Here is a 12,130-nt window from a genome sequence, read left to right as displayed (position 1 = left end):
ATAGGGCACCAGACGGAGAAATGGCCATGGCACATGTTCAACCAGCAGTCCCCGGAAGCCCCGATACGAGCTTTGGTGACAACGGCGAGCGCTCCCTACCGCAAATTGCGGACACCGATCGTTTCATCACTGATGTGGCAATACACGATGACACAATCACCGTGTGTGGCCTGACCGGGGACCACGAGCAGTCCCGCTATACCTTGCTTCGCTTCGATGATAAAGGTGATCTGGACCCGACGTTCGGCAACAAAGGGATAGTGTTCGGAACATTCGACCCGGTGGCCGAATCGGGCGCGGAAGCCATCGTCGTCGATGCCAACGCGAAGATATGGATGCTGGGATGGGTGAACAGCGCCGGCAAGCCCCACAGACTGGTGGTGGCACGTTTCGACGCGCAGGGCGCGCTGGACACCAGCTATGCCTCCCCCTACGGTTACCTTGCCCTGGATCAGGACAACAGCCTTCATCTGAAGCTGCATTCCACGTCACTCCAGCTGCGGGCCGGACACCTGCTCGCCAGTGCTACGCTGGAGTCGGATTGGCTGGCTACCCATGCTTGCGTCTATCGACTGGATCTTGCCGGCAATGCCGGTTTCCCGAGCGGTCAGTTCATCGAGATCACGCACCCTTCCGGGACGGTGCAGATCGCCAATGTCATTGCGCAGGAAAGTACATTTCTCGTTGCCGGAACCTTGCGCAACGGGCCTGAGACCCGAGGCTTCATCGCACGCTTCAGAAACGACGGCACACCCGACCCGTCCTTTGGCGACCGATACGGTTTCAAGCTGTATGAATCCCCGCTGTCGCGCTGGCTGCGCTGGTTGCCGCGCTGGCTCCGCTGGCTTGCTCCGCGTCGAAACGCCAACATCCGCTTCAACACGCTGATTCAACGCCCCGATGGCCAACTGATCGTCGCGGGGAACCTGCCCGGCGAGCGCCCCGAAGACACGAACGCCATGACTTGGCAATTCGATGCCGAAGGTGTGAGGGACGCGACCTATAACCACGGCAACCCGACGGTGCTGACCTTCAACACGCACACCGAAGACGAATGGGAAGCCGCAGCGCTGCACCAGGACGGCAAGCTGGTGGTGTTTGGCCTGGGCGGTCAGCGCACCTACCGTGCCCGCTATACAGTCCATGGCCGACTGGATACTGCCTTTGGCAACCAAGGTATCGCCTTCCAGGACTACCCCAAGGACAGAAAGATGATCGCCGTCGCAATGACGCCCGCCGCCACACTGATTGGCTTGAACAGCCAGCACGCATGGGGTTTCTCCGGTCTTCTGGCACGCTTTCGCAATTGACTGCGCGCCCATGAAAAAGCCCGACGCATCGGCGTCGGGCTTTTTCTTACCGCGACCTTCTCGGTCAGGCCTTACTCGGCCAGCTTGAAGGTGATGAAACTGGCACGGCCCTGACGCAGCACGCGCATCGACACCGAACGGTTCTTCGGCAGTTCCTTGGCGATTTCGGTGAAGTTCTTCGCCGAAAGGATGGCCTGGTTGTTCAAGTGGCTGATGACGTCACCGGGACGCAGGCCGATCATCGCGGCCGGACCATCCTGCACTTCCTTGATGACCACGCCGCCCTTGAGCTCCAGAGTCTTTTTCTGCTCTGCGGTCAGGTCGGCTACCGATACGCCCAGGCGGTTGCTGCTGCGCTCGACGCCGCCATTGGCACCGGTGGTCACGTCCTGATCTTCATCGGGCAGTGCACCGATGGTCACGTCCAGGTTCTGGCGCTTGCCGTTGCGGATGATCTCCAGCTTGGCCTTGGCGCCATCTTTCAGGCCACCGACCAGGTGCGGCAGGTCAGCCGACATGACGATCGGCTGACCGTTCATGCTCAGGATCACGTCGCCCACCTGCAGGCCGCCCTTGGCTGCCGGACCATCTTCCAGCACCTGGGCCACCAATGCGCCGGCCGGTTTGTCCAGGCCGAAGGATTCGGCCAGGTCCTTGTTGACCTCCTGGATCACCACGCCCAGCCAGCCACGGCTGACCTTGCCGTCCTTTTTCAGCTGGTTGGAAACATCCAGTGCAACATCGATCGGGATAGCGAACGACAGGCCCATGAAGCCACCCGAGCGGGTGAAGATCTGCGAGTTGATGCCGACCACTTCGCCATTCATGTTGAACAGCGGGCCACCGGAGTTACCCGGGTTGATCGCAACGTCGGTCTGGATGAACGGCACGTAGGTGTCGTTGGGCAGGGTGCGGCCCTTGGCGCTGACGATACCCTTGGTCACCGAGTGATCGAAGCCGAACGGCGAACCGATGGCCAGCACCCACTCGCCCACCTTGAGTTTCTCGGAGTCGCCCAGCTTGACCGTGGGCAGGTTCTTGCCATCGACCTTCAGCAATGCCACGTCGGTACGCGGGTCGGTGCCGACCAGCTTGGCCTGCAGTTCGCTGCGGTCGGACAGGCGCACGATGATTTCATCGGCATCGGCCACCACGTGGTTGTTGGTGAGGATGTAGCCGTCGGCCGAAATGATGAAGCCCGAACCCAGCGACTGGGCCTCGCGCTGACGATCGCCACGGGGTGAGCGCGGGGCTTGCGGCATGTTGCGCTCGAAGAACTCGCGGAACATCGGCGGCAGGCCTTCGAGGTCTGGCATCTGACCCGCAGCATACTTGCGATCAGGCAGCTTCTGCTTGGTACTGATGTTGACCACCGCCGGCGAGGCCTGCTCGACCAGGGTGGTGAAATCAGGCAGGGCTTCGGCCTGGGCGTTGAGCACCTGCCCGAGCATGAGCACGGCGGCGAACAGCGACAGATAGGATTTCAAGCGAGGTATTGACATACGGCTCCCGTCACAACGAGCGTGGTTAAGCAGTAGGGACCAGCCAACGCACAAAGCCCGGCAACATCCTCGAAAGGCTGCGACCAGGCTCGGTGGATCGGCATTGTTGATGCTGCAACAGCAGTAAAGGCCAGCCCCCGAAAGAACTGACCTATAGATAAATCTGGAGAATTTTGCAAATTCGAAGGCTTACGAATCATGTCAACGCCTTGGCGGCCCATCGATCATCAACGCATTACCTGTGGCTCGTCATTGGCTGGCGTGGGCGTCTTGGGCACGCATCGACAAGGCGACCCGCTCGGCCGTACCGATGGGGATCTCCCCTACCACGGTGACCACCACATCACCCTTGGGCGTGGTCAGCCGGCGCGAAACCGCGACCGTCGGGCCAAGCTGGGTACGGGCGTCGATGCCCGAATTGCCTGCAACCGGCTCCAGAAACACCGAGAAGCGTGCCAGGCCATCATCGTACATCAGGCTGCTGACGATGCTCTTGTGCTCCGGATCCTTGCGTACCGCGCTGTTGACCAACTCGAAGCCGGGTGGCAACCAGTCGGAACGCCATCCCGATGCGGCCTCGGCAACCTGCTGAGTGGCCTGGGCCACCGGCTTGCAGTTGCTGCTGGGCTGCAGTTGGGCATCATCCGGCGCCTTGTCGGTCTCCAACCGGGTGAACTGGAAGCGCTCCAGCAGTTGCTCCTTGTCGTTGAGCAGCAACGACTTGAGGGGCAAACCCGACTGTCGATCCAGGTGCAGCTCGAAGGCATAACGATGCTGATCGCGCGGCCTGAGGGTGATGATCTCGACCTCGCGACCGGCCACCCGGGAGCGCCCTGCCACACTCAGGTCGTACCAGTTCATCAGCTTCAAGGGGTCCAGTACACGGGGCGAAGACTGCGCCGCATTGCCCACTCCGCGGGCCAGGGCGCCGCTCACGCACTGGGTACGTCCATCTACCCGCACAACCTCAAGGGCTGGGCCATCGAGTTGCAACAAGCGTTCACGAACCTTGCCCTCCTGCACCCGATGCCAGATGTCATGGGTGGAAAAGCTGCCGTTACGCTCGTAGACGAAAGTACCCTGATAACTCTGCTGCTGCTCGGCCTTGGCCAGACGGTTGAGCCAGTCTGCGGCATCAGTGGAGGAGTTGGCGGCCAGGGCCGGCACCGACAGACATCCTCCGAGCAAGAGCGGTAGTAGAGTTGGCGCGCGCATGATCCTCCTTACTCAGCGATTTTCCAGGCTGGCCGCACGGGCATAAGGCAGAGCACTTTCAGTCCCTTCCACGGCGGCTTCCTGAGCATGCTGGCGCAGGTAGCCCGGCAGACGTTCGTCCTGCCAGCCGCTTTGACCTTGCAGCACGCCATTGGCCATCGGGCCGGTCGGCTGTTCGGCACTCTCGGTGTAGCCTGCCAGTACTGCCGGGCCTTGCACCTGAGGTACGGTCACGCCTTGCTGCACAGGCTGCTGGGCAGCCAGTTGGGCACCGCTGATGTCGTCCTGGTTGTACAGGCGCACCCCTGCCAGTACTGCAACGGTCACCGAAGCTGCAACAGCCAGACGACCCAGGCTGCGCCATGGACCACGGGCAACCTTGACCGGCGTGGCTTCGTCAGCCAGTGCGGCACTGACCGCGGCGGCGATATCCAGTTTTGGCAGCAGCAGTTCCTTGTGCATCGCTGCTCGGGCAACCTGGTAACGCGACCAGGTGGCACGGGTTTCATTGTCGTCGACGGCATTCAATACCCGACGCAACTCCAGTTCGTCCGCTTCGTTATCCATCACCGCGGACAGCGATTCCTGCAAAGCTTCACGACTCATGGCGGTTCCTCTCTTGGCTGTCGCCGCTGTCTCAGGTTTCCTGCAACAACGGCTGCAGGGCTTTATCTATGGCCTCCCGAGCGCGGAAAATTCGAGAGCGCACGGTACCCACCGGACACTGCATGACGCTCGCAATGTCCTCGTAACTCAGACCATCGAATTCACGTAAAGTTAACGCCGTACGCAAATCTTCTGGCAGCTGCTGGATGGTTCGGTGGACGGTGCCCTCGATTTCATCTCGTAACAGCGCGCGCTCTGGTGACTCGAGATCCTTGAGGCCATGATCGCCATCGTAAAATTCCGCATCCTCGGAACTGACATCACTGTCTGGCGGCCGTCGACCGCGGGATACCAGATAGTTTTTCGCCGTGTTGATCGCAATGCGGTACAGCCAGGTATAAAACGCACTGTCGCCACGGAAATTGCCAAGCGCACGGTAAGCCTTGATGAACGCTTCCTGTGCCACATCCTGGGCTTCATGGGTGTCGTGCACAAAACGCACGATCAACCCGAGAATCTTGTGCTGATACTTCAGCACCAACAGATCAAACGCTCGCCTGTCGCCACGCTGCACGCGCTCGACAAGCTGCTGATCCTCTTCCTGGGTTAGCATGAACACTCCTCGGTGGACCTGGAGGAGTGCTGCAGCGGCCATCGTTCAGGCTTGCAACCATAGACTCGGGCTTTTCGCAAAAGTTCTCCCCTCCAAGCAAGTTTCCTGCGGCCCTTGAACGGCTCGCACGAAAAACGCAGCACGGTCACGGCCGGCTGCGTCAATATTCTGGTCTCGTGTACGCAGGCAGAGCCGATATCAGCCCCAGGCCTCCCGTCGCCGCCGCTTCCTGGCATGCAGGCAACCTTCTATGGATAGGCAGGGTTCCAGGAAAGTTCCCACATGCAAGCATCAGGTCGCACCGCACGTCATGGAAATCAGGCCCTCGAGGCTGTTATAAAGGCAACCCAGCCCGTTTCACGATAGTTTCACAATGCCATAAACACCTGACTATTGTGCCGATACCCCCGTCCTTATACTAGTGGTCGCCTCGCTCGGATATCCCTGACATGAGCCAACAATTCCAACATGACGTTCTGGTGATCGGCAGCGGTGCCGCCGGCCTGAGCCTGGCCCTGAACCTGCCGGCGCACCTGCGCATCGCCGTACTGAGCAAAGGCGAGCTGGCCAACGGCTCGACCTTCTGGGCACAGGGCGGTGTTGCCGCCGTGCTCGACGACACCGACACGGTACAGTCCCACGTGGAGGATACGCTCAATGCCGGCGGCGGGCTGTGTCATGAAGACGCGGTGCGCTATACGGTCGAGCACAGTCGCGAGGCGATCCAGTGGCTGATCGACCAGGGCGTGCCGTTTACCCGTGACGAACAGGCCGGCGTCGATGAACGCGGCTTCGAGTTCCACCTGACCCGCGAGGGCGGCCACAGCCACCGGCGCATCATCCACGCGGCCGACGCCACTGGCGCGGCGATTTTCACCACGTTGCTGGAGCAGGCCCGCCAGCGCCCGAACATCGAGCTTCTGGAACAGCGCGTGGCGGTCGACCTGATCACCGAACGGCGCCTGGGCCAGGCCGGCGAGCGCTGCCTGGGGGCCTATGTGCTCAACCGTGCCAGCGGCGAGGTCGACACCTTTGGCGCCCGCTTCACCGCGCTGGCCACCGGCGGGGCGGCCAAGGTCTACCTCTATACCAGCAACCCGGACGGCGCCTGCGGCGACGGGATCGCCATGGCCTGGCGCGCCGGCTGCCGGGTGGCGAACCTGGAGTTCAACCAGTTCCACCCCACCTGCCTGTACCACCCGCAGGCCAAGAGCTTCCTGATCACAGAAGCACTGCGCGGTGAAGGCGCCCTGCTCAAGCTGCCCAACGGCGAGCGCTTCATGCCGCGCTTCGACCCGCGCGCCGAACTCGCCCCGCGCGACATCGTGGCCCGCGCCATCGACCATGAGATGAAGCGCCTGGGCGTCGACTGCGTGTACCTGGACATCAGCCACAAGCCTGCGGAGTTCGTCAAAAGCCACTTCCCGACCGTGTACGAACGCTGCCTCACCTTCGGTATCGACATCACCACCCAGCCGATCCCGGTGGTACCGGCGGCGCACTACACCTGTGGCGGCGTGATGGTCGACGACCACGGCCAGACCGACGTACCGGGGCTCTATGCCATTGGCGAAACCAGCTTCACCGGCCTGCACGGTGCCAACCGCATGGCCAGCAACTCGCTGCTTGAATGTTTCGTCTACGGCCGCTCGGCGGCAGCCGACATCCTCGCCAGGCTCGACAGCGTGGCCATGCCCCAGGCCCTGCCCTGCTGGGATGCCAGCCAGGTCACCGATTCGGACGAAGATGTGATCATTGCGCACAACTGGGACGAGCTGCGCCGGTTCATGTGGGACTACGTCGGCATCGTGCGCACCAGCAAGCGCCTGCAGCGCGCCCAGCACCGGGTACGTCTGCTGCTGGACGAAATCGACGAGTTCTACAGCAACTACAAGGTCAGCCGCGACCTGATCGAGCTGAGGAACCTTGCCCAGGTAGCGGAGCTGATGATCCGCTCGGCCATGCAGCGCAAGGAAAGCCGGGGCCTGCACTACACCCTGGACTACCCGGACATGCTGCCCGAAGCTCTGGACACTATTCTACGGCCGCCCACCTACGCCGACTGAACTTCAACCGCAAGCGCAGGCGCCGGTGCAGCACCGGTTCCAGCGCATCGGGGGCGATGCACTGGCTCTGGCTGAACAGCCGCCCCGGCCGGCGATAACGCAGCACTACCAGGGCGGGCAAGGCGAGGCTGTCGCGGCGCAGTTGCACCTGCTGCCAGCCCGTGGCCGCGCTGAACAGGTGCCAGCCAGAAGGATCACGGCGCAGGCCGGTGACGGCACGCGGGTGGGTAAGCAGGATATGCCGGGGCACGACCCAGGCTGCGTGTGCCAGGCAAAGCGCCAGGCCAAGCAGGGTCATGTATAGCGAAATGGCCAGCAGGCACAGCGCGGCCAGCGCCAGCAACTGGCATGCGAGGTAGGCCGCCAGCAGGGCCCGCGAGCCCTGCCAGCGACACTCGAAGCGGTCACTTGGGCTGGACACGGTCCAGGATCATGCGCACCATGCGCTGCAGCTCAGGGTCGTCGGACTCGCTGCGTTCCATGAACCAGCCGAACATGTCCTGGTCTTCACAGGTCAGCAGCCGGACATAGAGCGCGCGGTCGACGTCGTTCAAGGTGCTGTACACCTCCTGGGTAAACGGCACCAGCAGCACGTCCAGCTCCAGCATGCCGCGGCGGCTATGCCAGAAGAGCCGGTTGAGTTCAGATTGTTCGACGACCATGGAGCCCTCCTCAAATTGGCCGCCAGTATACAGGCCGAGCCTGTGAACGGCACAAGGCGTTGGTCTAGGTCGGCTACCTATTTTGCCGACAGCACTCTATGATGACCCCCAGTCCTGATTACCTGCGAAGACCCATGGCCGACTCCGCTTTTTTCTGCCCCCTGTCCCACGAGGGCGTCCTCGCCGTCCGCGGCTCTGACGCCGGCAAGTTTCTGCAAGGTCAACTGACCTGCAACATCAATTACCTCGACGAGCACACCTCCAGCCTCGGCGCGCGCTGCATGGTCAAGGGGCGCATGCAGTCGAGCTTTCGCATCGTGCCCCACGCCGACGGCTTCGTGCTGGCAATGACCCACGAACTGCTCGAGCCGCAACTGGCCGACCTGAAGAAGTACGCCGTGTTCTCCAAGGCCAAGCTCACCGACGAGAGCAGTGCCTGGGCGCGCTTCGGCCTGCAGCATGGCGACAAGGCGTTGCAGGCGCTGGGCATCGAGCCGCCGACGCAAGATGGCGCCATCAGCCGGCACGCCCCCCTGTTCGCAATTGCCGTATCGCCGGGCCGCACCGAACTGTGGGTACCGGCCGAACAGGCCGCAGCCGTACGCGAGCAACTGGCCGAGCACCTCGACGAAGGCCCGCTGGACGCCTGGCTGCTGGGGCAGGTCCGCGCCGGTATCGGCCAGGTGATGGCCCAGACCCGCGAACTGTTCATCCCGCAGATGATCAACCTGCAGGCCGTGGGTGGCGTCAGCTTCAAGAAGGGTTGCTATACCGGGCAGGAAATCGTCGCGCGCATGCAGTACCTGGGCAAGCTCAAGCGTCGCCTGTATCGCCTGGCCCTGGCCGAGGGTACTGCTCCGCCCCCTGGCACCGAGGTGTTCTCCCCTACCCATGCCTCCTCGGTGGGTGAGGTGGTGCTGGCCGCCACGAGCGCGCAGGGCAGCGAGCTGCTGGCGGTGCTGACTGCCGATGCGGTAGCAGACGACAACCTGCACCTGGGCAGCCCCGAGGGCCCGCGCCTGGAACTGCTGAGCCTGCCTTACGAACTGGACCGCGATCGCGAAATCCAGCGCTGAGCCCACCTGCCCCGCCGCGTGTGGCGGTGGGGCCCCTGAATGCGCTAGAGAATCCACGATGAACACGCTGGCCCAGATCGTTGAAGCACAATTGCTCAGCGCCATCGACAACGATGACCTGGTGCTGCCGACCTTGCCGGAAGTGGCCCTGAGCATCCGCGAAGCGGCTGAAGACAGCGAGATCAGCGTCAGCACCCTGAGCAAGGTGATCGGCCGCGACGCCGCGTTGTCGGCACGCCTGATCAAGGTGGTCAACAGCCCCCTGTTGCGTGCGGCCACCGAAGTCACCGACCTGCAGACCGCCATCACCCGCATGGGTATCAACTACAGCTGCAACCTGGCCATCGGCCTGGTGATCGAGCAGATCTTCCATGCGCGCTCACCGGTGGTCGAACAGAAAATGCGTGAAATATGGGCCAAGAGCCTGGAAGTGGCCGGCATCAGCTATGAGCTGTGCCTGCGCTTCACCCAGCTCAAGCCCGACCAGGGCGCCCTCGCCGGGCTGGTCCACCAGATCGGCGCATTGCCGATCCTGACCTATGCCGAAGAACACAACGAACTGCTCTCCGACCCGGTCTGCCTGAACCATGTGATCGACCTGATCCACCCGGTACTGGGCGACAAGATCCTCAGCGTGTGGGAATTTCCCGAGCAACTGGCCGGGCTGCCGAGCCTGTCGCAGAACCTGGAGCGCAGCACCGACAAGCTCGACTATGTCGACATCGTGCAGATCGCGCGCACCCTCAGCGATGGCAACGAACATGCCCTGGCGCGCCTGCCGGCGATGCGTCACCTGAAGCTGCCACCCAACAGCCACCTGCAGGTCAGCGAGCTGATCGGCGCCAAGCACATGTTTCGCGCCTGATCAGTCGCCCGGGTTGAAGCTGACCCGAACCTTGAGCCCGCCGCGCTCGCCATCGTGCAGGCTGATCTGCGCCAGGTGCGCGCGGCAGATCTCACCGACGATGGCCAGCCCCAGGCCGGTGCCCTGCGCACTGCGCCGATAGAAGCGTTCGAACACCCGCTCGCGCTCCTGCGGGGGAATCCCCGGCCCGTCGTCCTCCACCTCCAGTACCGCCGGGGCCGTCACCCGCAGAATCACGTTGCCATTGGCCGGGGTGTGCGCCAGGGCGTTGTCCACCAGGTTGCTCAGCAATTCGTTGAGCAGCGTCGGCTCGCCGCGTATCCACACCGGCGCCTGTGCTTCCAGTGCCAATGCCACACCCCGTGCATGCGCCAGCGGCGCCATGGCCATGCCCAGCTCGCGGGCCAGCTGGCTGAGGTCGAGCAACTGTGCACCGCCCTCGGCAATGGCGCGCGCACCGTTCTCCACCCGGGCCAGCGACAGCAGCTGGTTGGCCAGGTGGGTCAGCTTGTCGGTGCCCTGGGCCGCCAGTTCGAGCGTGGTGCGCCATTCCTGCGGGTCCTTGGCGCGCAGGCCCAGTTCCACCCGCGCCTTGAGCGCCGCCAGGGGGGTGCGCAACTCGTGCGCGGCGTCGGCGATGAACTGCGCCTGGCGCTCGAACTGGCCCCGCAGGCGCTCGGTGAAGTGATTCAGTGCACGCACCAGAGGCCCCAGTTCGCGCTGAACCTGAACCACCGGCAGGGCGCGCAGGTCGTCGGGCTGGCGTTCTTCCACGGCGCTGCGCAGGCGCTCCAGCGGGCGCAATGCGGCGCTGACCGCAAACCACACCAGCAGCAACGCCCCCATCGCCAGCATGCCCAGGCGCAGCAGGGTATCGGCCATCAGGCTGCGGGCCATGCTCACGCGCGCCTCTTCGGTTTCGGCCACGCGGATCTCCGCCATGCCGTTCATGTTCGGCTCGCTCACCGCCTTGAGCAGGCTGACCACCCGCACGTCCTGGCCCAGGTAGCGCGCATCGTAGAAGCGCGCCAGGGCCGGATAGTCATCGGTACGCGGGGTATCGGGCGGCGGTGCGGGCAGGTTTTCGTAGCCGGAAATCAGGCGTTGATGGATGTCGTTGACCTGGTAGTAGATCCGCCCCGCGCTGTCGTAGGCAAAAGTGTCCAATGCCACGTAGGGCACATCGGCGCTGAGGGTGCCGTCGCGTTGCGAGAGCCCTGCGGCGATGGTGCGCGCCGAGGCCAGCAGGGTACGGTCATAGGCAGTGTCGGCGGCCTCGCGACCGTTCCAGTAGGCACTCAGCCCGCTGGCCACCATCAGCACCACCAGCAGCAGGGCGAGGTTCCACAGCAGGCGCCCGCGCAGGCTGCCGGCGTCACGCATCACGGTGCTCGAGCAGATAGCCCAGCCCACGGAAGGTGACGATCGCCACGGCATGCCCGTCGAGCTTCTTGCGCAGGCGGTGCACGTAGATCTCGATGGCGTCGGGGCTGGCCTCCTCGTCCAGGCCGAACACCTGCGCCGCCAGTTGCTCCTTGCTCATCACCCTGCCGGGGCGGGCGATCAGTGCCTCGAGCACGGCCTGTTCGCGGGAGGTCAGGGCCAACAGCTCGCCCCCCAGGGTGAAGCGCCGGGTATCCAGGTCGTACACCAGCGGGCCGCAGGTCTGCTGGCGCTCGCCACCGAGCACGCTGCGGCGCAGCAGGGCCTTGACCCGCGCCTCCAGCTCGGTCAGTTCGAACGGCTTGGCCAGGTAGTCGTCAGCCCCCAGGTTCAGGCCGTGCACCCGGTCCTTGACGTCGCTGCGGGCGGTCAGCATCAGCACCGGCACGGTCTTGCCGCGGGCCCGCAGGCGCGCCAGCACCTCGAAGCCGTCCATGCGCGGCAGGCCCACATCGAGCACCGCCACGGCATATTCCTCGCTGGCCAGGGCCAGGTCGGCAGCAACCCCATCGTGCAGCACATCCACCGTCAGGCCGGTGCTCTTGAGGGCCTGGGCCACGCTCTCAGCCAGTTGCAGATGGTCTTCGACGAGCAGTACACGCATCGATTTCTCCTGGTCGTGTCGCGTTCAATGGCGCGGAGTTTACAGCGCGGCGGGCGCCTGTGAAGCCATCGAAACATTGAAAGGCCACTGAAAGGTTAGCGAAAGGTTGAGCCCCTAGCATCGCCTGACGGCCCGTTGTACAGGCCGTAGATCGAACCGAAGCGTTCG

At 63.7% G+C, this 12,130-nt stretch carries 12 protein-coding genes; 4 read left to right on the top strand and 8 right to left on the bottom strand.

The features are described 5' to 3' along the window. The first annotated feature begins 26 nt into the window (after positions 1 to 26). The gene (locus DN387_RS01630) at positions 27 to 1,310 is read left to right on the top strand and encodes a delta-60 repeat domain-containing protein (protein WP_177332938.1); all 1,284 of its coding nucleotides are present in this window, start codon (positions 27 to 29) and stop codon (positions 1,308 to 1,310) included. Between the two features lie 71 nt (positions 1,311 to 1,381). On the opposite strand, the gene DN387_RS01625 is transcribed toward DN387_RS01630, so the two are convergent. The 4 genes from DN387_RS01625 to rpoE all read right to left on the bottom strand — a co-directional run bounded on the left by DN387_RS01625 (position 1,382) and on the right by rpoE (position 5,246). After that, the gene (locus DN387_RS01625) at positions 1,382 to 2,812 is read right to left on the bottom strand and encodes a DegQ family serine endoprotease (protein ID WP_043862030.1); all 1,431 of its coding nucleotides are present in this window, start codon (positions 2,810 to 2,812) and stop codon (positions 1,382 to 1,384) included. A gap of 249 nt (positions 2,813 to 3,061) precedes the next feature. Beyond that, complete coding sequence (locus tag DN387_RS01620; protein ID WP_043862031.1) at positions 3,062 to 4,027, bottom strand: MucB/RseB C-terminal domain-containing protein; 966 nt, start codon at positions 4,025 to 4,027, stop codon at positions 3,062 to 3,064. A 12-nt stretch (positions 4,028 to 4,039) separates the two neighbouring features. Then, positions 4,040 to 4,633, bottom strand: coding sequence for a sigma-E factor negative regulatory protein (locus DN387_RS01615; protein WP_043862032.1), 594 nt, complete (start codon positions 4,631 to 4,633; stop codon positions 4,040 to 4,042). A 31-nt stretch (positions 4,634 to 4,664) separates the two neighbouring features. Beyond that, on the bottom strand, positions 4,665 to 5,246 hold the full coding sequence (rpoE, locus tag DN387_RS01610) for an RNA polymerase sigma factor RpoE (RefSeq protein WP_010220971.1): 582 nt from the start codon (positions 5,244 to 5,246) through the stop codon (positions 4,665 to 4,667). A 449-nt stretch (positions 5,247 to 5,695) separates the two neighbouring features. Here rpoE and nadB point away from each other — a divergent pair, with 449 nt between their 5' ends. Beyond that, on the top strand, positions 5,696 to 7,312 hold the full coding sequence (nadB, locus tag DN387_RS01605) for an L-aspartate oxidase (RefSeq protein WP_054914774.1): 1,617 nt from the start codon (positions 5,696 to 5,698) through the stop codon (positions 7,310 to 7,312). On the opposite strand, the gene DN387_RS01600 is transcribed toward nadB, so the two are convergent. Then, positions 7,281 to 7,733, bottom strand: a complete 453-nt coding sequence (locus DN387_RS01600) for a protein YgfX (protein WP_054914775.1) — start codon at positions 7,731 to 7,733, stop codon at positions 7,281 to 7,283. The two genes, nadB and DN387_RS01600, sit on opposite strands and share 32 nt — an antisense overlap. Next, positions 7,717 to 7,974, bottom strand: a complete 258-nt coding sequence (locus DN387_RS01595; RefSeq protein ID WP_043862035.1) for a succinate dehydrogenase assembly factor 2 — start codon at positions 7,972 to 7,974, stop codon at positions 7,717 to 7,719. The genes DN387_RS01600 and DN387_RS01595 overlap by 17 nt, the downstream gene beginning before the upstream one ends. Before the next feature lie 134 nt (positions 7,975 to 8,108). Here DN387_RS01595 and DN387_RS01590 point away from each other — a divergent pair, with 134 nt between their 5' ends. Then, positions 8,109 to 9,050 (top strand): folate-binding protein YgfZ, encoded by a 942-nt coding sequence (locus tag DN387_RS01590; RefSeq protein ID WP_054914776.1) that lies wholly within the window; start codon positions 8,109 to 8,111, stop codon positions 9,048 to 9,050. 58 nt (positions 9,051 to 9,108) lie between these two features. Beyond that, positions 9,109 to 9,915 carry an HDOD domain-containing protein gene (locus DN387_RS01585; protein WP_054914777.1) on the top strand — a complete coding sequence of 269 codons (807 nt, stop codon included), beginning with the start codon at positions 9,109 to 9,111 and terminating at the stop codon, positions 9,913 to 9,915. Here the strand turns inward: DN387_RS01585 and DN387_RS01580 are convergent, their stop codons facing one another. Both DN387_RS01580 and DN387_RS01575 read right to left on the bottom strand, forming a co-directional pair. Beyond that, positions 9,916 to 11,298: a sensor histidine kinase gene (locus DN387_RS01580; protein ID WP_043860097.1), complete on the bottom strand. Its 1,383-nt coding sequence runs from the start codon at positions 11,296 to 11,298 to the stop codon at positions 9,916 to 9,918. It lies immediately after the preceding gene. After that, positions 11,291 to 11,962, bottom strand: coding sequence for a response regulator (locus DN387_RS01575; protein ID WP_043860096.1), 672 nt, complete (start codon positions 11,960 to 11,962; stop codon positions 11,291 to 11,293). Before DN387_RS01575 ends, DN387_RS01580 begins: the two co-directional genes overlap by 8 nt. Positions 11,963 to 12,130: the final 168 nt, after the last annotated feature.

It is taken from the genome of Pseudomonas sp. FBF18 (assembly GCF_024261405.1).
Lineage (GTDB): Bacteria > Pseudomonadota > Gammaproteobacteria > Pseudomonadales > Pseudomonadaceae > Aquipseudomonas > Aquipseudomonas palmensis.
Note: the sequence above shows the minus strand (reverse complement) of the source record. Positions and strands in the feature narration are given on the sequence as shown.